At 60.5% G+C, this 22,581-nt stretch carries 23 protein-coding genes; 11 read left to right on the top strand and 12 right to left on the bottom strand.

The window, feature by feature from the left end; translation table 11 throughout:
• Positions 1-48: 48 nt before the first annotated feature.
• The gene (locus ACQY1J_RS02540) at positions 49-702 is read right to left on the bottom strand and encodes an NAD(P)H-dependent oxidoreductase (protein WP_430249233.1); all 654 of its coding nucleotides are present in this window, start codon (positions 700-702) and stop codon (positions 49-51) included.
• A gap of 154 nt (positions 703-856) precedes the next feature.
• On the opposite strand from ACQY1J_RS02540, the gene ACQY1J_RS02535 reads away from it, so the two are divergent.
• Both ACQY1J_RS02535 and ACQY1J_RS02530 read left to right on the top strand, forming a co-directional pair.
• Entirely contained in the window at positions 857-1,195 is a 339-nt protein-coding gene (locus tag ACQY1J_RS02535; RefSeq protein WP_342344782.1) for a hypothetical protein, read from the top strand.
• Positions 1,196-1,213: 18 nt separating this feature from the next.
• Positions 1,214-1,531, top strand: coding sequence for an FCD domain-containing protein (locus tag ACQY1J_RS02530; protein ID WP_430249232.1), 318 nt, complete (start codon positions 1,214-1,216; stop codon positions 1,529-1,531).
• Positions 1,532-1,840: 309 nt separating this feature from the next.
• Here the strand turns inward: ACQY1J_RS02530 and ACQY1J_RS02525 are convergent, their stop codons facing one another.
• Positions 1,841-2,464 carry an exopolysaccharide biosynthesis protein gene (locus tag ACQY1J_RS02525; RefSeq protein WP_430249231.1) on the bottom strand — a complete coding sequence of 208 codons (624 nt, stop codon included), beginning with the start codon at positions 2,462-2,464 and terminating at the stop codon, positions 1,841-1,843.
• Positions 2,461-2,775: a hypothetical protein gene (locus ACQY1J_RS02520; protein WP_245341439.1), complete on the bottom strand. Its 315-nt coding sequence runs from the start codon at positions 2,773-2,775 to the stop codon at positions 2,461-2,463. The genes ACQY1J_RS02525 and ACQY1J_RS02520 overlap by 4 nt, the downstream gene beginning before the upstream one ends.
• Positions 2,776-2,977: 202 nt before the next feature.
• Here ACQY1J_RS02520 and ACQY1J_RS02515 point away from each other — a divergent pair, with 202 nt between their 5' ends.
• Together ACQY1J_RS02515 and ACQY1J_RS02510 are read left to right on the top strand one after the other, a co-directional pair.
• Positions 2,978-3,364 carry a hypothetical protein gene (locus tag ACQY1J_RS02515; protein ID WP_062463197.1) on the top strand — a complete coding sequence of 129 codons (387 nt, stop codon included), beginning with the start codon at positions 2,978-2,980 and terminating at the stop codon, positions 3,362-3,364.
• A 282-nt stretch (positions 3,365-3,646) separates the two neighbouring features.
• Positions 3,647-4,069, top strand: a complete 423-nt coding sequence (locus tag ACQY1J_RS02510; protein ID WP_430249230.1) for a hypothetical protein — start codon at positions 3,647-3,649, stop codon at positions 4,067-4,069.
• Here the strand turns inward: ACQY1J_RS02510 and ACQY1J_RS02505 are convergent.
• The gene (locus ACQY1J_RS02505; protein WP_430249229.1) at positions 4,050-5,243 is read right to left on the bottom strand and encodes a patatin-like phospholipase family protein; all 1,194 of its coding nucleotides are present in this window, start codon (positions 5,241-5,243) and stop codon (positions 4,050-4,052) included. The two genes, ACQY1J_RS02510 and ACQY1J_RS02505, sit on opposite strands and share 20 nt — an antisense overlap.
• An 81-nt stretch (positions 5,244-5,324) precedes the next feature.
• Positions 5,325-5,453: a BA14K family protein gene (locus tag ACQY1J_RS02500; protein WP_430245997.1), complete on the bottom strand. Its 129-nt coding sequence runs from the start codon at positions 5,451-5,453 to the stop codon at positions 5,325-5,327.
• Positions 5,454-7,186: 1,733 nt separating this feature from the next.
• Between ACQY1J_RS02500 and ACQY1J_RS02495 the strand changes: the two genes are divergently transcribed.
• The 7 genes from ACQY1J_RS02495 to ACQY1J_RS02465 all read left to right on the top strand — a co-directional run bounded on the left by ACQY1J_RS02495 (position 7,187) and on the right by ACQY1J_RS02465 (position 13,917).
• Positions 7,187-7,822: a TetR family transcriptional regulator gene (locus tag ACQY1J_RS02495; protein WP_430249227.1), complete on the top strand. Its 636-nt coding sequence runs from the start codon at positions 7,187-7,189 to the stop codon at positions 7,820-7,822.
• Positions 7,823-7,863: 41 nt separating this feature from the next.
• Positions 7,864-8,715, top strand: a complete 852-nt coding sequence (locus tag ACQY1J_RS02490) for a metallophosphoesterase (RefSeq protein WP_430249225.1) — start codon at positions 7,864-7,866, stop codon at positions 8,713-8,715.
• A 29-nt stretch (positions 8,716-8,744) separates the two neighbouring features.
• Entirely contained in the window at positions 8,745-10,043 is a 1,299-nt protein-coding gene (locus tag ACQY1J_RS02485) for an ABC transporter substrate-binding protein (RefSeq protein WP_184655510.1), read from the top strand.
• A gap of 89 nt (positions 10,044-10,132) precedes the next feature.
• Positions 10,133-10,852, top strand: coding sequence for a tyrosine-protein phosphatase (locus ACQY1J_RS02480; protein WP_430245920.1), 720 nt, complete (start codon positions 10,133-10,135; stop codon positions 10,850-10,852).
• 75 nt (positions 10,853-10,927) lie between these two features.
• Positions 10,928-11,848 carry a carbohydrate ABC transporter permease gene (locus tag ACQY1J_RS02475; RefSeq protein WP_174197838.1) on the top strand — a complete coding sequence of 307 codons (921 nt, stop codon included), beginning with the start codon at positions 10,928-10,930 and terminating at the stop codon, positions 11,846-11,848.
• On the top strand, positions 11,838-12,710 hold the full coding sequence (locus ACQY1J_RS02470) for a carbohydrate ABC transporter permease (RefSeq protein WP_430249223.1): 873 nt from the start codon (positions 11,838-11,840) through the stop codon (positions 12,708-12,710). The genes ACQY1J_RS02475 and ACQY1J_RS02470 overlap by 11 nt, the downstream gene beginning before the upstream one ends.
• A gap of 85 nt (positions 12,711-12,795) precedes the next feature.
• The gene (locus ACQY1J_RS02465) at positions 12,796-13,917 is read left to right on the top strand and encodes an ABC transporter ATP-binding protein (protein WP_430249220.1); all 1,122 of its coding nucleotides are present in this window, start codon (positions 12,796-12,798) and stop codon (positions 13,915-13,917) included.
• A gap of 210 nt (positions 13,918-14,127) precedes the next feature.
• Here the strand turns inward: ACQY1J_RS02465 and treS are convergent, their stop codons facing one another.
• The 7 genes from treS to ACQY1J_RS02430 all read right to left on the bottom strand — a co-directional run bounded on the left by treS (position 14,128) and on the right by ACQY1J_RS02430 (position 22,452).
• A complete protein-coding gene (gene treS / locus ACQY1J_RS02460; RefSeq protein WP_113111334.1) occupies positions 14,128-16,194 on the bottom strand; it encodes a maltose alpha-D-glucosyltransferase in 2,067 nt (688 codons plus the stop codon).
• 431 nt (positions 16,195-16,625) lie between these two features.
• A complete protein-coding gene (locus tag ACQY1J_RS02455; protein ID WP_430249219.1) occupies positions 16,626-18,278 on the bottom strand; it encodes a dihydroxyacetone kinase subunit DhaK in 1,653 nt (550 codons plus the stop codon).
• Between the two features lie 11 nt (positions 18,279-18,289).
• Positions 18,290-19,285: an ABC transporter ATP-binding protein gene (locus ACQY1J_RS02450; RefSeq protein ID WP_430249217.1), complete on the bottom strand. Its 996-nt coding sequence runs from the start codon at positions 19,283-19,285 to the stop codon at positions 18,290-18,292.
• Complete coding sequence (locus ACQY1J_RS02445; protein WP_062460083.1) at positions 19,278-20,375, bottom strand: ABC transporter ATP-binding protein; 1,098 nt, start codon at positions 20,373-20,375, stop codon at positions 19,278-19,280. The genes ACQY1J_RS02450 and ACQY1J_RS02445 overlap by 8 nt, the downstream gene beginning before the upstream one ends.
• 3 nt (positions 20,376-20,378) lie before the next feature.
• A complete protein-coding gene (locus ACQY1J_RS02440; protein WP_174197835.1) occupies positions 20,379-20,567 on the bottom strand; it encodes a hypothetical protein in 189 nt (62 codons plus the stop codon).
• On the bottom strand, positions 20,564-21,508 hold the full coding sequence (locus ACQY1J_RS02435; protein WP_062577702.1) for a carbohydrate ABC transporter permease: 945 nt from the start codon (positions 21,506-21,508) through the stop codon (positions 20,564-20,566). Before ACQY1J_RS02435 ends, ACQY1J_RS02440 begins: the two co-directional genes overlap by 4 nt.
• Positions 21,505-22,452: a carbohydrate ABC transporter permease gene (locus ACQY1J_RS02430; protein WP_062460076.1), complete on the bottom strand. Its 948-nt coding sequence runs from the start codon at positions 22,450-22,452 to the stop codon at positions 21,505-21,507. The genes ACQY1J_RS02435 and ACQY1J_RS02430 overlap by 4 nt, the downstream gene beginning before the upstream one ends.
• Positions 22,453-22,581 lie beyond the last annotated feature (129 nt).

Genomic DNA, 22,581 nt, shown 5'->3' with positions numbered 1-22,581 from the left:
CAGACCGATAGACGGCGGAGTTAGCTTAGAAGACCTTGGGCCTTCCGTTCAACGTCCCCGGAATTCCTCGTAGAAGTCGATGTGACGGCGGGCACGGTGGTCTGACCGGCTGCGTTCCTCTCGGAAGTTTTCTATCGCGCAGCGGACCCTGGCCATGAAGGCGGAGCGGGTTTGTTCGGTGCAGTTGTTCATGTCGTAATCGGCGAGATACTTCACTGGGGCTCCGATCTTGATCTGGCCGCGGATCACGCGCTTGACGATCTTTTTCGGCGGATTGCCGGCGAGGAAGGCGCGCATCGGGGTGGCGCCGTAGGTCATGACGGCTGCGAGCTTCCTGATGTGGCGCAGCGTCGGAGTCAGTTTGCCATCCACGAGGTCAAAGGAGACGCCCGGTAGCCAGACGCGGTCGAAATAGCCCTTCAGCATGGCGGGAAAACCGAAATTCCAGACGGGGGAGACGATGACAAGTGCTCCCGCCTTCCTCAGGCGCTCGACATAGGGCTGAACGAGGGAGAGATTGTCGGGAATGTCGTGATAGACGCGGCGGTCATGGGCGGAGAGGACCGGATCGAAACCCTCCTCGTAGAGATTGCAGCCGTCCACCTCGTGGCCGGCATTTTCCAAGCTCTCGCAGGTGAGCTTGCAGAGCGCCCGGCCGAAGCTTTCTTCGAGGGGATGGGAGTGGAGGACGAGTACGCGCATGTCAAAGCTCCAAGTCGTTGCCCGCCGCATCAGCGGTCGGGGTTCCAGTTCGAAAACTTCCGCGCCGTTTGTCCCCGCATCCTGATCCCTTGGCTCCTAATTTATGAGCCGATCTTAGCCAAAGCGGCTTGGTTGGTCGAAAGGGAATGAAGAAATGCTGGTAACAGAACCAGGATATGCCGAGCCGGAGCTGACACTTGCCGATCGAACCTATGTTCGGCTGCGCGAAGAGATCATCACCACGCAACTGCCTCCCGGCACGTTGCTGCGTGAGGCCGAGCTGATGGAGAGTCTTGAAAGCGGCAGGACCCTGTCCGGGAGGCCCTGCAACGATTACAGCACGACGGGTTCGTGGTCGTCGGCGCTCGCCGGGGCACGTTTGTCAGCAAGGTCGATATTACCGATCTCACCGCAGTCTATGAGGCACGGGCACGCATTGAATCCTACGCCACCCGGCTGGCAGCAGAACGTCTGCGCGAATATGAGCGCGTAGAGGCCCTAGCGCTGGTCGATGAGTTGCAGCGCACGGAAGGTCCGATGGGAGCTGAGCGACATCCTCGCTCTTGACCGCCGGGTGCACCGTTTCATCTATCGGGCGGCGAAAAATCCATATCTTCTCACGACACTCGAGCACTATCACAACCTGTCCCTGCGAATACTCTACGTCGCAATGAAACGCTTCCCCGTTCTCGTGCCACGCCTGGAGGACGTTCTGCGCGAGCAGATCGCAATGCTCCAAGCCGTCTGCGCCGGCCCTGGCGAGGATGCCGAAAAGCCGTCGATGAACCACGTCCTGAGTTTCGAGGTCGAAGTGCGCAAGATCATATGATGGGAAGGGAGAGAGGAATCACCATGTGAATTCATCCACAGCAAAAGATTCCGGTTGAACGGCGTATCAACGATTTGCGCCGGTTTCACATGGTGTTTTGGGTTCAGATCCGTTCAGGCAATACATCAGCTTGTCGAGTGTCTGCGATCCTTGTCTCACCGGACAGTCGAGTTTGAACGGCTTTGCATCCTGGACGCCTTCGAAGTTGCAGTCACGGATATCTGGGTGGACTGCGAGAAATGTGGCTGACGTCTGCTCCATTCTTTCAGCCCCCATGACGTTCGCACTTCATGTCCGGGAGGGCGAACGTCAAAGCCACGGGATGGCGCCAGCCGCCATGAAAAGGAGCGCTCCCGTGATGCCGAGCGCGATGGCCGTCATACTAAGCCCGACAAGAACCACGAGCCCGTCGCGCTCGATCAGACCGATGGCGATCGCACAGAGTGCCGCAACGGGGGCAAGGTTTCCAAACGGGATTGGCAGAGCGACGGCGACTGCAAGGCAGAAGACCGGAAGCGCAAGCAGGTAGGGCATGCGTGGTCCGGCAAATGCCTTCATCCGACCCGGCCGGACAAATTGTTCGATCCGTCGGACCAACGGCGATGCATACCGCTCCAACGCTTCGAATGCCTTTGCCGATATGCGTCGATTGGCTAGCAGCGACGGAAGCCATAGGGATTCCAGTCCGATCGCGAATTGAAGCGAAACAATTGCGAGCGCGGAGCCGAATATCATCCCGAAAGGACCGGGGATCGGGATCAGCGCCGGCAGTGCCAGAAGAAGCATCACGAAACCGAAGCCGGACCTCCCTATGAGCTCGAGAGCGTCGGCAATCGTCAGGCCGTCCCGGGTGCGTGCGTTTGCTACAAGATGTGACAAGGTCTTGGACGCTGTGCCGGTATCGTGCTCGCCGTCGGGCCCTGCCAGGGTCAACCTTCCGCCTCGCGCGTATTTTTAATGCTGATCAGTGCGCGCAACGCGCCGCAGCTCGGATCGGCACCATCAAACACCCGTTCAGGTGACATCCACCCAATCGAGATGCCGATCGCTGTAGCCGTCGCCCAGCCCGGCTCATTGCCGGCCTTGTCGATGAGGCGTGGAACCTCAATAGCGAGGCATTGGCGCGACTGCTGCACAAGCTCTACCGGCGCGTTAGCGTTATCGAGATGTTGCCGCATCTCGGCATGCAGCGGATCGATAACGAATAGCGTAAAAATCCATGCGGCAATGTCTGCGATCATCATCCTGGTCCCGTGTCTTACGGCATCTGTCGGTATGGGGTCCGACATCGTGAAAGCGCCGAAGACTTTCACCAGAGGGGCCCGGACCAGCGGGTCGAACATGATTTGGGAAGAGGAGTGGGAGTGTTCAAGGCTGTGGGGCCTTGACGGCGCAAGTCGGCCTGGTCGATCACACTGCAATCGCGTGAACAGAAAGCAATGCTGCATGCCATATTACCTCGTCACCCAGACGTCGCTCGTGGAGGGTGCGGATGAAGTTGAAGCCGCTCGGAAAGTCCTCACGAAGTTGAAGTCGGATTCCGCCGTGAGATTCACCGTCAAACACGATGAAGAGACGATCCGGCAGGTGACGGTTGCCAACGTCCCTGCATGGGGAGCCGCGCAACCGACTGCGCAAGATCCTCGATCATCCCCGAAACGGATCCAGCAAGACATCGTGCTTGAGGCCTCAGGCGTCAATCAAGCCGATGCAAATGTCTCCAAGCGGCCTGTCCTGTCAGCCAGGAGTGTTATTCTAGGATTGAGCCTGTTTGCAGCCGGCGTAACAGCGGGGCTGGTCATCATGGCTTTATTTGATCGCACTCATGGATGAGCCAAGGGAAACTTCCGGAAGACAGTTGAGAAGAGCTGCTACTGTTCCTTGAGGGGATCGTTCGGACTGGAAGCGTCACCGCCGCAACCGTTGAATTAGCCATGCGCCACAGCGCTTTCAGCAAGCAGCTTTTTTTTGCTGCAAGCATGGTTAGGCATCCTGCCCTTCGAAGAAAATCGCAGAGGGATGATTTCGACAGCCGATGTCGGTCGCCTTGCGGAAGTGCTCGGTGGTGCTTTGACGGGATTCACGATGCGTTGGAAGTGACTGTCGCTGTTCCTCGTGTCGCTGGCGGTCTTCTTCATCACGGAGTTGTTGCCCGGCGATACCTCACAAGAACTGCTTGGCCAAGCCGTGACGACGGAAGCCGCATCCCAGCTTCGCGAAACGCTCGGTCTCGATCGTCCGGCAATCCTGCGTTATTTCGAGTGGATTTTTGGGCTGCTGACCGGTGATCTCGGTTACTCGCATGTCTCTGACCGGCCGGTTGCCAACCTCGTCGCCGAACGCCTGCCGAACTCGCTCACACTCGCTGCCATCACCATGGCGATCACCATTCCGCTGGCGCTCGGTCTCGGTAGCGTCGCCGCCATCTGGAGAGGTTCAATTTTCGACCGGGCGATCTCGTCAGCTGCGATCATGCTCGTGTCGCCAAACGAGACAGCTATCTTGCACCGGAAAGGGCTTAGGGTACGCCGGGAGTGAAAATAGGCTTTTGTCGCCATATCCGGCCCTGTTCCATGCGATCGTAACCGATCTTGAACACCGCCCTCATGTACACATTGCCGAAGGGTTGACTGAAATTGTAGGGGACAGGGGCGTCAATGACTGCCATGTGGAAGTTTACTCCGGTACGCCTGCAATACTCGTAGGCCGCGTAGAGAGACTGCCGTGTCTGAGATTTAACCAAGCTTGCGTAAGCCCGCGTCACTACGGGTACGGTCGAATTGGACGTGACAGAAAACTCAGGCATCAGTGTATTGTTGATTAAGAAATACATGTCCGCCCCGCGAATGACTGCGGGCAACGAGACATTCGTATCCGACAACATCGCTTCGGGAACAGTCACGATCTGGGAAGACGGGGCTCCATCTGAATGAAGCTCGGAAATCGTTCGACCATCGATCGTAGCAATGATCTTTACCGCTGGAAAAGCGCCGGGAATACTGGCAGATGCCACCAATACATTGCGGAACAGATTAAGCGCATCCGGGCGCGAGCTAGCGGCAATCGCGCCCATGTCCCAGAGCATACCGCGCTGAGTATCGAGATTGGTCGTCAGGACAAAAAGATCTCTGCCTTTTCGGTATTCCACTGCAATTCGGTCGAGTACTTCTTGCGTTACGTGTTGCTCGACCATGTTCATTAAAGGCTTCTGGTAGTATAGGCTCTCGCCGAGAAGCCCAGAAATAATTGGTCTGCGTTGGAGCAGATCTTCAGCGACTCCACTCGTGTATAGATGCTCCAGCGTATCGTCGTAGTCAGGGCCGAGAAACGCAAACGGGGCGATGAGTGCTCCCGTGCTGACGCCACTGACAACGTCGAATGTTGGACGGTCGCCGCGGTGCGACCACCCTTTGAGAGCGCCCACAGAGAACGCACCGCCAGCGCCGCCGCCAGAAATTGCCAGATATTTATGCCGCAATGGAGATGGTGTCCGCGGTACTCTTTTCTTGGCAAATAGTCCGACTTCGCCGTCCAAAGGCGTGCGCACATTCGCAAATCCGGGAATCTCGGCGCCACGCGCATCGTCTCGAGAGTAAGGCTCTCTTGCCGATGTACAGCCGAACAAACCCAGAGCGATGATGAGGCTGCTAAGCACGCCTCTTAAGCAGAACGTTGGCAGCGGAATCAAAGCCGCACGGAAGGGTGACGCCAATTTTGCAGGCCTTGATTAGCGCTTCAACGTTATCCTGATCACGAAAGCTCTTCGCGATCAGGACGGCTCTCACACTACGCGTTAGCTGTAGGGTGACATGCAATGCGCGCGTATTCCTGGTCGCGGAACATAGCTGTTGTCAGATGCGACATAGGATCGGTAACGCTTCGCGCACCAAGCGAAATGTTCCGGTGGCAAATCCTGACGCATGCGGTGGCCAGGTGGTCTGTATCCTGGTGGTGGCGGCTCGTAACCCGGAGGTGGAGGTGGCGGACCATCATCCTGCGCGGCGATCGCTCCGCCAACTATCGAGCCGGCCGCAAACGCCGACAGTGGGTACCACCATCCATCGGGGCCACGACGTAACCCGCCTCTCGGCTCAGGTTCGCCGCGATAGCCGTTCAAAAAACCGGGCCCATTCTGCGCGACAATGATGGATTTGGGGGCCTCATTAACAGGCGGGAAGAATTGTGCCCAGGCCGGCGAGGCGATGACGACGGACACTGACAGAAGTGCAATCGATAATTTATTCATTGTTGTTCTCTCGTTAACGCGAGAACCAAAGTCGGCACACTATGGCAAAAATCGAGCGATTACTGTGTGATAGCGTCTTATTTACTCTGCTTTACTGAAGTCGTAATTATCTTAACAACAGATTAGACAACTCGGGGAATAAGCCCTCTGGTACAGGTCTTGACCGGCTAGGACGAGTTCGGCGCCGCGGTGCAACTCGTCTATCTTACCCGCGGACAGTTGCCGCGACGTGTCCGCGTTCTGATGGATTTTGTAGTGGATGCTTTTTTGAATGAAAACGCTTTGGGCCAAAACAGGGCCTTGCTCAAAAGCCGTGTTCCCTGGGACCATAGCGCCATGATCTATCAAACACGGCCTAAGCCGTGCATGTCTACATCGGAAATGGGCTTGAGCTAGCGGCGAAGATTTGTTCAGCCCCGCGTCTGGCACCGCTGGCTCATTGAGCAGATATGTCCGCTTCCGTGGTACCGTCGCTAGGAGCGGACTGCCCCCGCACGGCCCTATATCGGTCGTTCTCCATACGACAAACCGACGTTCTCTGTTGAGCAGTTTCATCGCGTTAGTTCTAATATAACAGAGTCGGAGGTTCGAACCCGTTCAAGGTGGCCGATTTTACAGGTCGCGGCGCAATTACGCCCTGAAACCAATAAAACTTGTAAATCCTCCTACTCGGGAAAACTCTACTAAAAGCTCCTCGGCATGATCGCTGAGCAGCTTTCGCGTTCTGGGCTGATTGCCAAGGTTGCCTGAAAGTTGGCGCGACAGCACATGCTGACCCACCATTATAGTCCGTCCCGCTGATCGCCTTGTGTGAGTAGGGTTCGAGCAGACGCCAGCCGCGGGTCTTGCTAAAGTCCTGACAAAGTTCGATCTGCAGCTCGATACGCACATCTGTCTGGTCCGAGGGATTGCGCGCGTAGATAGGAGTAATTTTGGCCTCTTATGGGATCATGACGTCCGTTTCGCCGAGCACGAGGAGGTGAATGGTCACTACCTCAATGAGGGGACAGCTTCGACGCGGCTGGCGTTAACGTCGTTGTACGAAGGGATGGCCTGTTTTCCTGCCCCCTCCCGGTACAGCTACTTCGCTTAGCGTGTTCCGGTTCTTCACCGCCTTCATTACGTACCTGCGGAAGGTCCGCCGCTTTGGCGACGCACGTATATCTGGTCTCGAGTGGCCTCTTTTCACTGAAAGTCCCAACCGGCTCGGCGTGTTGCGACAAACCTCATCGCTTCTCTGGCGCGGTCGCCGGTAGCCCCTTTCAGGAGACGGGCGTTCTCGCGGGCCTGCCCGACCCGATTTGCGCGAGAGGCGTGGTCTCCGCGCCAGCCTTCTCCTTGACCTTCACTCGGATGTCACAGGAATTGCGCTACGCAACCGTATGATAGCAAGCCATACGCGAGAGAAATTGCGCACTGCGTGCGAGCAACTGCTGTCGGCGGCTCGGCACCCCGATGCCGTGACGGTGCGGACGATCACCTGTCTTGCGGGCACCAATGTGGCGGCGGTCAACTATCATTTTGGAACCCTTCAGCATCTGATTTTTTCGGCTGCCGAGCGCGTCTATCTCCGCCTCAATGCGGAGCGCCTGGCATTGCTTCAGGCGGCGGTTCAACGGGCCGATCCGGCACCTGCCTGCGCCGGCGATCTTATCGCAGCGCTTGTCGGGCCATCCATCCGCTGGAGCCTCGATCCCCATTCCAGTTACGGGGTGCTCCGCCATCTGACGACGCTTGCACAATCCAGCGACGACCCGGAAATATTCCGGCCGATGGTCGAGGATATCGAGCATCATCGCCAGTTCGTCCCGCATTTCAGAAAAATCGCGCCATGGCTGAGCGAGGTCGATGTCGGATTCCGCATCTCGCGCCTTCTCGGGGTGCGCACGCAGATGACGAGAAGCCGCGGCCGCACCGACGAACTGACGGACCACCAGCTCGATCTTGGCAATGCCAGCAGCATCATTGCCCTCGTTGTTGCAGCAACGGAGCCGATGTTTACCACGCCGATTTCAAACAGCGTTTCAAAGCCGTCATCCCGCTGAGACGGGAAGCGCCTAGACAGGCTCCAACGCAGGAGCTCTCCATGGTCGAAACGACGTTCATCCACATCACCGATCTGCATGTCGGCAATCCTTCCGTCGCCGATAGCCATCTGTTCAGCGATACCTCGGCGACGCTTTCGCGCGTTCTCGCGCTGATCGGATCGATGGATCAGAAGCCGCAGTTCATTATCGCCAGCGGCGATCTCACCAATCGCGGCGATGTCGAGAGCTACCGCCAGCTGCGGTCGCTGATGGCGGCCACCGACGTGCCGGTCGTCTACGCGATCGGCAATCACGACACGCGCGCCGGTTTCTACCAAGCCATGCTTGACCGAACCAGTGATCTCGATGCTCCCTATGACCACGACCAGGTGATCGGCGGCATCCATATCGTCACGCTCGATACCACGACCCCTGGCGAGATCGGCGGCAGCCTGACGCCCGCGCAATTCGCCTGGCTCGCTCAGGCGCTCGACCGGCACGGCGATCTGCCCAAGCTGATCGTTGCCCACCATGCCCCGGTGCTGGGCGACGCTGTTCCGTGGGACCACTGGCGCACGATCGAGTTCAGCCAAAGCCAGCAGCTGGCCGGCGTGCTCAAGGGCCGCAACATCCTCGGGATCCTCTCCGGTCATATCCATCACGACCGGTTCTCCTCATGGCATGGCATCCCCGTCATCGTCGGCATGGGCCAGCATGCAGCAACCGATATTCTGACGACAGACATACTGCGCATGGTCGAAGGCGCCTCCTTCGGGATCGGCACCATTCGTACCTCGGGCCTGACCATGGCGCTCGTTCCCCTGCCGCAGACCCGCAACGAACTCAACCGCTACGACCTGTCCCTGCTGCGCCACAAACAGGATGCGGCCATGGCGGGCGCCACCGAATGACCAACTTCTCCCAACAGGAGCTTCCCGCGATGAGAAAACGCACCTTCCTCGGCCTTGCGGTCGCCGCAGTCCTCGGTGCCGCCGGAACAACCGGCGCCGCGCATGCCGAGATGGCTGCCGAGATCACCAAGCCGGTGACCATCACCTTCTACAACTACAACCTCGCCACGGCGAGCGCCGGTGCCGACGCCACCCGCGAGATGATCGCCAAGTTCGAGCAGGAAAACCCGCTGATCAAGGTGAAGACTGTCGGAGTTCCCTCCAACGACATCATCACGCGCCTGCAGGCCGATATGGCCGCCGGCATGCAGCCCGACGTTGCCCAGCTGGTGTTTCGCGACCTCATCTATCTTGCCTCCGATCTGGGTGCACAGCCGCTCGAGGACATGGCCGGGGCCAAGGGCTACGCTGCCCTTACCGACGGACTGATCCCGCGTGGCGTCGACCTCGGCAAGATCAACGGCAAGACCTATGGGCTTGCCTATACGTTCTCGACGCCGATCCTCTACTACAACGCTGATCTCTTCCGCAAAGCCGGCCTCGATCCCGAGACGCCACCCAAGACCTGGGCCGAGGTGAAGACGGCAGCCGAAGCCATCGTCGCCAAGACCGGCGTGGACGGCTTCTTTCCCGGCGCCTATGGCCCGACAGACGGCACCTTCGTCTATCAGGCGATCCTGATGTCGAATGGCGGCAAGGTCCGCGATGGCAACACGCTGACCTTCGCCGACAAGAATGGCATTGAAGCGGTGCAGATGCTGCGCGACATGGTCGACAGCGGCGCCCATGCCCGCCTCGACCCGGCCAATCCGCAGGAGGCTTTTGCCGCCGGCCGGCTGGGCATGTATCTCTACACCAGCGCCCTGCAGAACTCCCTGTCCAAATCCGCCGACGGCAAGTGGGAACTGCGCGTGACCGGCATGCCGGCCTTCGGGACCAAGCCGACCGCGCCCACCAATTCGGGCTCGGCGCTCTATGCCTTCTCGCAGGATCCGGTCAAGCAGCGCGCCGCCTACGAGTTGATGAAGTTCCTCACCTCCGACTACGGCTACACAATCATCACCTCGAAGATCGGCTATCTGCCGCTTCGCCTCAACATCGTCGACGATCCGAAGCTGCTCGGTCCCTGGACAGCGACGCACCCGCTGATCCGTCCGAACCTCGAACAGCTGTCGCGTCTTACCCCCAATGTCGCCTTCCCCGGCCCGAACTATCGCCAGGCCGAAGCGATGATGAAGGAAGCCGTCTCGGAGGCCGTGCTCGGTCCCAATGACGTGGTGAAGACGCTGACCGAGGCGCAGGCCAATGCCCAGGCGCTGATGCCCTGACCACGCGCGAGTGGGGGCGTTGCATCCGCGACGACGCGCGCCCGCATTTGTACCAAGACGAACAGACCGAAGCACAGCAGGAGGCCGCCATGCGTCACTGGACGCTGCCCGACACCCACAACATCCGCGACCTTGGCGGCTACAATCGGCAGGCCGGCGGCACCACGCAGTGGCGCCGGATCCTGCGCGGGGAAGCGCTGCACCCGCTCAATGGCGAGAGCCTGGCGACGCTTGTCGCCGATGATCTCTCGCTCGTCATCGACCTGCGCGGGCCGCACGAGACTGCGGTCACAGACCACCCCTTCATCGGCCACGAGACGGTGTCCTACCGCAATATCGTGCTCTTCGACGCGCTGGCGCCGATCGCAATGGTGCGGCAGCCCTTCGACATGGCGGAGCGCTATTGCAGCGCGCTGGATCATTGTGGCGCGCAGTTCGCCACGGTCTTTCGCGCCATCGGGCAAGCCCGGCCGGGGATGGTGCTGTTCCACTGCACGGCCGGCAAGGACCGCACCGGCGTCGTCGCTGCCATGCTTCTGGCCACCGCCGGCGTCTCGCATGCCGACATCGTGGCCGACTATGCGCTCACCGCCTCCGCCGAGGGCCTGATCGCGCAGCTTCGCGCCCGTTCGCTTGCGGCCGGCATCGATGCCGACCATGTCGAGCGGATGCTCGCCAGCGACGCCGTAACGATGGAAGCCTTCCTTGACTGTCTCGATGCGGGGCATGGCGGGATCGCGGCCTATCTCCAACGGATCGGCCTCACGCCCGCGGAGATCGAAGCGCTGACGGACCGTCTGTGCGCGTGACACACCCGTCGCCCGAATTGCCACGACCGGACCGACGGAAAAGGCCAACGCCTTTCAAACCCACTGGAGCGTAGAATGGCCCTGGCCACACAAGCACCGACCCGCCGCAGACGGATGACCCAGTCGCGCTGGGCACCCTGGCTCTACCTGTCTCCGGCCATCATCCTGCTTGTGGTTTGGATCTACTGGCCGCTGGTCGATGCGCTGCGTCTGAGCTTCTACCAGTGGAACATGCTGCCCAATTCGCCGCAGATCTATGTCGGCTGGAACAACTACACGCGCATCTTTGCCCTGCCCAAATTCTGGCAGTCGCTGCGCAATACCGGGATCTACATTTTCGGCCTTTTGCCGCTCGCCGTGCTGATCCCGCTGGCGATCGCCATCTATACGCATGACCTTCCCGAGCGCTCGCGCAACATCTACCGCGCCATCATCTTCGTGCCGATGATCATCGCGCCGGTGGTGGCCGCCGCCGTCTGGCGCTGGCTGCTCGATCCCGGCTACGGCCTAGTCAACCAGATGCTCCAGGGCATCGGCTTCAAGCCCGTGAAGTTCCTCTCCGATCCCAACACCGCCATCTGGACCGTCATCCTGATCACCGGCTGGAAGCTGATCGGGTTTTCGACGCTGATCCTGTCTGCCGCCAATGCCAACATCAACCCCTCCCTGGTGGAGGCCGCCCGCATGGACGGCGCCAGCAAATGGGAGATCATCCGCGACATCCGCCTGCCGCTGCTCAGTTCCACGGCCCTGTTTCTGGTCGTCATGACGATCCTGCTCGGCGCGCAGTGGAGTTTCACCTACATCAACGTGCTGACAGGCGGCGGCCCGCTCGGCTCCACCTCCAACATCTACTATCTCCTTTGGGATTTCGGCTTCTCCACCATGTCGGTGGGCTGGGGCTCGGCTGCGGCCGTCATCCTTTTCCTCGGCTTCGGCGCAGTGGCCTTTGTGCTATTCCGCCTGATCGACAGGTATACTTTCCATGACAACTGACGTCCTGCGCGCGCCCCGCCCGATGGCGCGCCCGCTTCGCCGCATCTCGGACAAATCCGGCCTCGACACCGCGGCTGGTCATGTTCTCATGGTCCTCCTGTCGATCCTGTGCCTTTTCCCGGTCTACTGGATGCTGGCGAGTTCGCTGCGTCCCGCCAATGCCATGTTCGAGACGAGCCTATGGCCGACGAGCATGTCGCTCGACAATTACCGGCAGGCGCTGGAGGCCATCCCGATCGGCCGCATGCTGGTCAACACGCTGGTCTTTTCCGTCGTCTCCACGGCCTTTCAGCTTCTGACCGGGCTTCTTGCCGCCTTCGCCTTCGCCCGCTGGACATTCGCGCTCGACAAGCTGGTGTATAGCGCCGTGGCGTTGACCTGGCTGGTACCCTTTCAGGTGGTGATGATCCCGAACTATCTGCTGATTGCCCAGATGGGTCTGCTCGATAGCATCGTGGCGCTGATCCTGCCGAACCTTGTCTCGGCGCTTGCGATCCTGCTTCTTGCCCAGGCCATGCGCAGCTTCCCCCGGGAAGTCATCGAGGCGGCGCGGATGGACGGCGCACGCAATTGGCGGATTCTCTGGGAGGTGATGGTGCCCAATCTGCGCGGCACGATTGCCTCGCTTGCCATCCTCATCTTCATCTCGACCTGGAACGAGTATTTCTGGCCACTACTGCTCAGCCGCACGGCCGAAAACTCCGTCATCCAGATCGGCATCCAGATGTTCATGACGGCCGAGGGCAACCAGTGGGGACCACTGATGGCAGCCTCGACGCTCGCAAGCCTGCCGGTCCTCGTCATCTACGTCCTCCTGCAGCGCCAGGTCGTCCAGTCCTTCATGAAATCCGGTATCCGCTGATGCGCGGCAGACCCATTCTCGCAGGCATCGGCCGCGACACGTCCACGATTGCACACCTGCACAACCGTCGTCCGGGAGACATCTGATGGCTGATCTGACACTCTCAAACCTGAAAAAATCCTACGACGGCAAGCCGGTCCTGCATGGCGTCGACATCACCATCCCCGATGGCCATTTCGTCGTCATCGTCGGTCCATCGGGCTGCGGCAAGTCGACCCTCCTGCGTATGATCGCGGGACTGGAGGAGGTCACGTCAGGCACGATTTCCATCGGTGAAACGGTGATGAACGACATCGAGCCGGCCGATCGTGGCTGTGCCATGGTGTTCCAGAACTATGCACTCTATCCGCACATGACCGTGCGCCAGAACATCGCCTATCCGCTTCGGATCGCCAAGCTGCCGCGGGCCGAGCGCGACAGCAAGGTCGAGGCTGTGGCGAAGATCCTGAACCTGACGGAGTATCTCGACCGGCGCCCGGCGCAGCTCTCCGGCGGGCAGCGGCAACGCGTGGCCATGGGCCGCGCGATGGTGCGCGAACCCGACGTCTTTCTGTTCGACGAACCGCTGTCCAATCTCGATGCACTGCTGCGCGTCCAGATGCGCATCGAGATCAAGAAGCTGCACCGGCGCCTCAAGGCGACGTCGGTGTTCGTGACGCATGATCAGGTCGAAGCGATGACGCTTGCCGACACGCTGATCGTGATGAATGCCGGTCGCGTCGAGCAGATCGGATCGCCTGCCGAGGTCTACCGAAAGCCTGCCTCGGTCTTCGTCGCCGGGTTCATGGGGGCGCCGGCCATGAACCTTTTCCCGGCCGCCATCGGGGCAGGCGGTGCTCTCGTCATCGATGCGCCAGCTGGCGGGGTCGGCATCGGCCGGACAAGCCTTGCCGAAGGCACTCCGGTCACCGTCGGCGTCAGGCCGGAAAACCTCCTGCTGAGTGAAACTGCCGGAGCCGGCCTTCCGGCGACGGTCGACTTTGTCGAGGAACTGGGTGGCTCGCGTGTCGCCTATTGCACCCTTGGCGACCGGGAGATCGCAGCGACCCTGCCACCCGGCGACCAGCAACTGGAAGGCCGGCCCGTCTGGCTGACCCTGCCGCCAGAGGCACTGCACCTCTACGACCGGACCACAGGACAACGCATCGACGTGCCGGTCCATGCCGCCAGGAGCAGCATCCCGAGCGCTTTCGAGCTGTCCATGTGATGTCATGCATGGAGGCAGCTTAATGTCGCCCGCGTGGTCCTGCGATCGGTTGCCACTCGACAGCAGGTGTAGGCGTCAGAGATCCCGTATCGTTGGATCACCGCCGGCCAAGGCGTGTAAAATCCCGTCATGTATCACGTCCGCAAGCGGGTCGTAGACCCGCAAGCGAACGCACAAGCGCGGCTATTTGCAGAGATATGCGCGTGACATTTAGAGCGTCGGGAGCGTTCCAACAACTCTGAGGGATAGACCCTCGTAGGGCTCCAGATTGATAGTCAATGCGCCATCTTCTGTAAGGTCGCCTTCGATTGATTCCGCAATCATGTCGACGACAGGTCCTGGCCTGACGTTCTGCAAGATCACGACTTCGGAGATCGCCGAGGAGCTGAAATTCAGGGCGGTCACCTGCGTGCCTCGTAGATCCGGAAGTTCGTGGACCATGATGAGCAAACCTGGGGCGGTGGTATCAGGTATCGAGACTTGTCGACTGGCCGCGATCCCATAAGCTTCCCGAACGGCCAGCAGGCGTTTGAGCTGCGAGGCAAACGAGTCCGGCTGCGCGAGCTGCTCGCTGATCGGGCCGTATAGGGCGCGGGCACGCGGCATGCCGTCGGCGGAAAACTCCTCGCCAGAGTTCTGACCCGTCAGATCATAGGCGCCGCGTTCGATCCAGCGGGTGTCGCCGTCGGCCATCAGGTGATGCACCTGAGCCGGCGTTAATGGCAAAGCGCCGACCAGATCCCATCCGGAAAGCGCGAATACGCCCGGCTGAAAAGCGTTGTACATCACCAGCAGAAGGTGAATTTTCTGAATCAGCTTCGTCGTCTCATCATCGATGCTTTCCAGGTCGGCAATGTCGAGGGCTGCGGTAATGACGCTCGCTGTCGTGCAGGCGATTCCGTTGGTGACAAAGGGAAGGTTATAGGGGGCGTTGGGTCCCGAAAGGCGCTCGCGTATTACGTCGCGAATATGCATGCGCAGCGTACGCCCCTGCCAGGTCTGGCCGGCAAAGGTGTAAATATCGTCTGCATGCAAGGTCCAGAAATGCACGAGTTCCGTCGTCAGTTCATCATGATTCTGGAGCGCATGAATAAGCGACGCAGGGTCGATGCCAAATTCATGGACCATCCGCAGCATCATGCGCAAGAACTCGGTATTGCCTGTCAACAGCGCGTGATGATAGGCCGGGCGCGTGATGAAATCGTAGGACAGATCCGCTCCACCCTTTGACATCGCGGCAATATCATCGATCGTCAGGTTAAGCTCCTGAAACGAAAACCCGCCGGCCTTGCGGATCATGCCAGCGAGCAGTGCGTTGCCCGTCACGGAAAGCGGATGGCTTTCCGACCATGCCGGGCCCTCCACTCGACGCTCGACGCCGAGAAATCCATTCGCATCCAACCGCAGGCCACGGGCGCCCATCTGGTCGATCGAATGCAACGCATCGCCGATGATCATCTGCTGCGCGGCAAATGATGGATCCAGCCAGTTCAGGCTCGGCTGCCCCTCCTTGAAGTAGTGCAGGTAAACCCAGCGGCGCTCCTTGCCGTCGACGCCGGTAATCGGGCCGGTCGCACTCCAGTCCGTCTCTTTCACGCCGGGCTCGAAGAAAATGACCCGCTGGAGCTGGCCGACAATCAAGCCACGATCCCTCAGGTAGTCAACGGTATCGGCAGGCAGGTTGACCGCCTCCCGGCCCTCCGGCACGTCCGGAAGACGCTGCCATTCTTCCTCTGGAATTTCGACCATGTGGTAGAGACCAGGGTAGGTCGAATGATTCATTTCGGCGAGCCGGAAATCCGGACCCTTGCCCGTGTGTGAAGGAATGACATCGTCAATGACAATGGCGTTGTGTGCCGCCGCCATGCGGCTGATGGCAACGAATTCCTCGTTCGTGCCGAAAGTCGGATCGATGTCGAAGCTTATTCTGTCGAAATTGCCGTCGATCGTCGGGCTGTAGACGCCGTCTTTCATACTGCCGGCACGTTTCATCGGTCCCGTGTGAATACCGCGTACGCCGATCGCCGAAAGGGCTGACCACAGATGTGCGTCGCCAAGGGTCTTGAGAACGGATTCGCCGGGCAACGGGATTACCGAAGGGGGATAGGCCGTCATCCATACCGATGCGATCGATGAAGCGACACGAGGCCGCGCCTCTGCATAGGGCCGCTGCCATAGGCGCGACTGCCCGCCGTAGGCCTCGGCAAATGTACGTGCTTGTTGCAACATCGACAAAGCGACGAGCTCTTCGATTGATTCATTGCTTGGTAGCGTCATTAATGCCTCGAAGCCGGAGCGGGAGTACAGGGATTATTGCAGGCCGATGCAGGTAGCAAGCCTCCCGAAAAGAGCCTGCCTATTGGAAACTGCATCCTCACTTACCCCGGAGTTGTCGGTTCTACCAACAGACTTCTTGCTTTCCTCACACCCAAAGCGTCCGAACACCGATAGCGCGACATCCTCAAATCCAGGTTTCGCGGTGCCCAGTAAAGAGCGAAGCTGCCGGCACACCCACTCCGCAAACCGCGTAAGTACCGAGCCGATGGTTGCTTTGGGTTTAAGGCGGTCGAGTTTTCAGATCGCTGCGCCATCAGGCCCCCGCAACCAAATCATCAAAAAGCACCCGTAGCTCTAAGCTGCGGGTGTTTTGCGTTGCGGCGGACCTCGCCCAGGATGGCTCCCGCCGCGCCGATCCCTGGCTCACGCCGTCACTCCGCGGGTTTGCCCTCCGACCTGCTATGTCGAAGGGAAAGAAACTCGAAGAGACGCGCGACGGCCTCCGCGCCGGGATCGATGTGACCTTCGAGCTGCCGGGCATTTATGTAAGCCGCCCGGCCTGCGCGTGCGCTGAGATAGGTTGCGGTCAGGTTGGCGCCGGCGCGGGCTGCACTGGCCGCTGCTGCAAAACCCTTGTCATAGGCGTCCAGTGCAGGCGAGAGCGCATCGACCATGGTGCGGTCGCCGAGCTCTGCGCCGCCGATTTCCTGCATGCGGGCAAGGCCGGCTTTGAGCGCGTCGCGCATGCCAAGCCCACTCGAGGCCCCATCGCCTGCCGCGGCAAAGAAGATGGCGAGCAAGACGCCGGAAGAGCCGCCCATGGTCTGGCTGAGTTCCTGGCCCATGGCGCGAAAGAGCTGGGTGTGATCTGCAAGCGGTAGCCGATCGAGGGCCTCGATCAGGGCACGCGCGGCGCTTGCAAGGGTCGAGCCGGTGTCACCGTCGCCGGATTTGGCATCGAGCGCGTTAAGGTGTTTTTCCGCCTCGATCAGGAGCTTGCAGCACTCTGTGAGGAATTGACGGGTGGGCAGATGCTGCGAGGCAAGCGGCGCGATCGGGGTCAGTCCATCGGGCAGGGCGATGACGTTGACGGGTCGCATCGCCGTCACGCCTGGCCATGCTGCAAGGCCGACCGGCTTGGCCAGCAAGTCGAGATCGGCCTTTTCCGCCGGCAATACGGAGATCGAAAAGCCCTGCATGTCGAGCGAGGTCATCATCGCAGCAGGCCCGACGATATGCGACAGGCGCGCGCCGATCGCCGATTGAACCAGTTCGTTGACGACCACGGCCATTTCCAGCACGGAGGTGCCGCCGAGATTGTTGACAAGTACGACATGCGGCTTGTCCTCCATGCCCGCCGCAAGCCGGTCCACCATGGCGGCCACGGCGCCGCGCACGCCGTCATACTCGATCTGCTCCACACCCGCCTCACCGTGGATGCCAAGGCCGAGTTCGGCGTGACCTTCGGGAATGCGTTTTTCCTTCGGCGAGCCCGGCACGGTACAGGTGTCGAGTGCAATGCCGATCGAGCGGGTATTGGCGATCACCCGCCGCGCAGTGTCGATGACGGCATCAAGACTTGCGCCGTTTTCCGCCATCGCACCGGCGATCTTGTGGACGAAGAGCGTGCCCGCCACACCGCGGGACTGCGGCAGATCGGGGAGCGCGATGTCATCATCCACGATCACCATGCCGACATTCAGCCCGAAGGCACGGGCGCGTTCGGCCGCAAGGCCGAAGTTCAGCCGGTCGCCTGTATAGTTCTTGACGATCAGCAGGCAACCGAGCGGGCCAGTCACCGCGAGGATCGCGGTTAGAATAGCGTCAACGCTCGGCGAGGCGAAGACATCACCACAGACGGCGGCTGTCAGCATGCCGCGACCGACGAAACCGGCATGGGCCGGTTCATGGCCGGATCCGCCGCCCGAGACAATCGCGACCTTCGACTTGTCCCAGTCGGATCGCAACACGACGCGGATGTGCGGATAGCCGTCGAGGCGGCTCAGCGCTCCAGCCGAGGCCATGAGCATGCCGTCGATCGCCTCGGTGACGGCATTTTCGCGGCTGTTGAGGAATTGAGACATGAGACCCTCCCTTAGACGAGACGCATTCCGGCCGCATCGAAATAGATCGGCTCCTGCGGCTGGATTTTGATGATGTCGCCGCCCTTCAGGGCGGTGTGGGCATCGGTGACGGTGATGATCGGATATTCTCCAAGTGTGAGATGAAGACGCGTCTGGTCGCCGAGATGTTCCACCCGGACCACCTTGGCTTCCTGCCCTTCTCCCTGGAGAATATGCTCGGGCCGAAGCCCGATCGTATGGGCCCCCGCCACTGCTCCGGGGAAGAGGTGTGCGGGGAGCACGTTGATGCGCGGCTGGCCAAGCCGGGTCGCGGCATAGATGCTGACCGGCGCTTCGTAGATCTCGCGCGGCGAACCGAACTGCACGAGGCGTCCTTCCTTGAGCACGCCGACATGGGTTGCCATGGTCATCGCCTCGATCTGGTCATGCGTCACGTAGAGGAAGGTGGCGCCGGACCGGGCCTGGATGTTCTTCAGTTCGACCCGAAGGTCGGCGCGGAGTTTCGCATCGAGCGAGCTCAGCGGCTCATCCATGAGATAGATCTGCGGATTGCGGACCAGCGCCCGGCCGATCGACACGCGCTGCATCTCGCCGCCCGAAAGGGCCGTTGCCCGGTTGTCCAGCTTGTGGGCGATCTGCAGGACCTCGGCGATTGCCTTCACCTTCTGGTCGATCACCGCCTGCGGCGTGCGCAACAGCGGCGACTTCAGCGGAAATTCGAGGTTCTGCCGCACCGTCATGTGCGGGTAGAGGGAATATTGCTGGAAGACCATCGCGACATTGCGCTGTGCCGGCGTCAGCCCGGCCATGGACTGTCCGGCAATCCTGATGTCGCCGCTGTCCTGCGTGTCGAGGCCCGAGACCAGGCGCAGCAGCGTGCTCTTGCCGGCTCCGGTCGGACCGAGAAGCACCACGAAGGCGCCGTCCGGTACGGTCATCACCACGTCGTCGAGCGCGCGGGTGGCGCCAAACGACTTGCGGATGCTGGAAAGGACGACTTCAGCCACGGGTGAGAACTCCTTCATTGGCTTCGGACACCAGTGCGATCCCGCTGTTCGCATCAAACAGGGTGAGTGAGCGGCGATCGAATTCAAGCCCGACGGGAACATCCGTCCGGATGGCATCGCTCGACGCCGTCCGCGCCTTGATCTCTCCATGGGCCGTCTCGATCGTGACGATCTGTGTGGTGCCGAGATATTCGACGGCTGCCACCCGTCCGCGAAGACCGGCTTCGTCCGACAGGTGGACATGTTCCGGCCTGACGCCGAGCGTGAGCGCACCCTTGCGGCCTTCGCGGGACTTTGGAACCTCGATGCGGGATACACCGATCGTCACCGCGTTGCCCCCGTCGTCGATCGCACCTTCGAATTCCAGGAACGACATCGGCGGCGAGCCGATGAATTTCGCCACGAACTTGGTTGCCGGCCAGTCATAGATCTGCTGGGGCTTGCCGAATTGCTCGATCACGCCATGGTTCATGACGACAATCTTGTCGCCCATCTGCATGGCTTCCAGCTGGTCGTGGGTGACATAAACGGTGGTCGCCCCCATGCGGTCATGCAGGGCGCGCAGCTCCTCCGCCATATGCTCACGGAACTCCGCATCGAGCGCCCCGAGGGGCTCATCCATGAAGAAGGCCTTCGGCTGGCGCACGATCGCACGGCCGAGTGCGACGCGCTGGCGGTCGCCGCCCGAAAGCCCGCCGACCGGTTTGTCGAGGATGGATTCAATCTGCAGGATACGGACGACTTCCGCCACGCGGCGATCGACTTCCGAGCGCGCTATGCCCTGGCTGACCAGGGGATAGGAGATGTTCTTGCGCACGTTCATGTGCGGATAAAGCGCAAACATCTGAAAGACGAAGGCGATGTCGCGCTCGCTCGCGCGCTTCATGCCGACCTCTTCGCCGCCGATATAGATCTCGCCACTGGTCGGCAGTTCAAGGCCGGCCATCATCCGCAGCGTCGTCGTCTTGCCGCAGCCGGACGGGCCGAGCAGCATGAAGAACTCTCCATCCTCGACGGTGAAGCTGGACGACTTCACCGCATTGAAGGCACCGAAGTCCTTGCGCAGGTTTTCAACGCGAATCTGGGCCATGACTTACTCCGGAAAATGACTGACGACGATGAACATGACGGTTCCGATCAGCGTCACCGGAAAGGAGAAGGTAAAGAGTGTCAGCGAAAGCGGCTGCATGAGCATGATCACGCCGAGCGCGATCAGCGCCGAGGCGAACATCTCCCATTCGGGTCGCCGGAACCGGCGCAGGCGGGCAAGGAAGTTCATCATTTGCGCACGGCTCCGAAGGTGATGCCGCGCAGCAGATGCTTGCGCAGCAGCACGGTGAAGATGATCACGGGCAGCAGGAACAGTGTCGCTGCAGCCGCAACGGCCGGCCAGTCGATACCGCCGCCAACCGACAGGATGGTCGGGATGAAGGGGGGCGCCGTCTGGGCATTGCCGCTCGTCAACAGGACTGCGAAAGCATATTCGTTCCAGGCGAAGATCAGGCAGAAGATCGCGGTCGAGGCGATGCCTGTTGCCGCCTGCGGCAGGACGACTTTGTAGAAGGCCTGGAAGCGGGTATAGCCATCGATCAGTGCCGCTTCTTCGTATTCGCGCGGGATTTCGTCAATAAATCCCTTGAGCAGCCAGACCGACAGCGACAGGTTGACCGCCGTATAAAGCAGGATCATCCCGAGGTGCGTATCCGAAAGCCCCAGTTGACGGAACATCAGGTAAATCGGGATCGCGACGGCGATTGGAGGCATCATGCGTGTCGACAGGATGAAGAACAGGAGGTCATCCTTGAGCGGCACCTTGAAGCGGCTGAAGGCGTAGGCTGCCAGCGTCCCGAGGAAGATCGACAGGAATGTCGAGCCAAAGCCGATGATGACCGAGTTCAGGAATCGTTGCCCGAAGCGCGACGGGCCCGAAATGATCATGCCCCTTTCCCGTGTGATCTTGTCATACCACGTGGTGGGTGCCGGCAGTTTGGCGAGGTCTTCCGCCGAGGGGCGCGACTGTGTCGTGAAGAGGTTTACGTAGCCTTCAAGCGTCGGCTCGAAGACGACCTTCGGCGGATAGCTGATCGAATCCGGGCCGGACTTGAAGCTCGTCGAAATGATCCAGATGAGCGGGATCAGCGTGATCACCGCATATAGTCCGACCAAGATGCCGGCAATCCACTTCGAGGCAGGCGACGGTTCGGTGACGGAATGGGCGCTCATCGTTCCTTAACCTTGTTCAGGGCCTTCACGTAGATGGAGGCGAGGCCGAATACCGTGACGAACAGGACAATTGCATAGGCGCTGGAATAGCCGGTCCGCCATTTCTCGAAGGCCTCGCGCTTGAGGTCGATCGAGGCGAGCAGCGTCTCGTCCCCCGGCCCGCCGCCGGTGAGGAGGACCACCAGGTCGAACATCCGGAAGTTCTCGATGCCGCGGAACAGGACTGCAAGCATTAGGAATGGCAGTGCCATTGGCAGCGTGATCGTCCAGAACTGCCGCCACTTCGATGCGCGGTCGACTTCCGCTGCTTCATAGATGTAATCGGGGATGGAGCGCAGTCCGGCGAGGCAGATCAGCATGACGAAGGGCGTCCACATCCAGGTGTCGACGATGACGATCGCCCAGCGCGCCCAGCCACCGGGGCCAAGCATCGAGAAGCTGTCGGCGGGAATGCCGGTCAGGAATTCGACGGCGTAGTTCACGAGGCCGATCTGCGGCTGGTAAAGGAAGGTCCAGAAGTTGCCGACCACGGCGGGCGAGAGCATCATCGGGATGACGATTAGTGTCGTCACCAGGTCGTTGCCCTTGAACTTGCGGTTGATCAGCCATGCCAGGGAGAAGCCGATCAGCACCTGGAAGGTGATCGTCCAGATGAGGAAATGGGCGGTCGTCTGCATGTTCGCCCAGGTGTCGGCGTCGGTGAGGATGCGCGTGTAGTTGCGCAATCCGACCCATTTCACCTCCGCGTTCGGCTTGTTCGCGGCAAAGTTCGTGAAGGACAGGCGGATCGTCCAGATCAGCGGAAATATGTTGACCGACAGAAGCAGGAAGATCGTGGGTGCTACGAAGATCCAGGCGATGGCCCTGTCGCTTAAGCCCCGGATGCGTCTGGCAACCGGTTGTGGCGTCGCACGGGCGAGGCGGTCTGCGGGTGTGTCGGTCATCGTCCGGATCCGTGTGGCGTTTCCAAAGGGCAACCGCATGCGGTGCCGTGGCCGGTGAGGCAACAAGGCAAAGCTCGGGTTGTGCCGGCAGGCTGGGTTTCTAAAGATGTGCAGGCGGCAACGCTTGGC

Origin of the sequence: Neorhizobium sp. DAR64860/K0K1 (assembly GCF_050500205.1) — a bacterium.
Taxonomy (GTDB): Bacteria; Pseudomonadota; Alphaproteobacteria; order Rhizobiales; family Rhizobiaceae; genus Neorhizobium; species Neorhizobium soli.
This window is presented reverse-complemented; position numbering and strand designations above follow the sequence as displayed.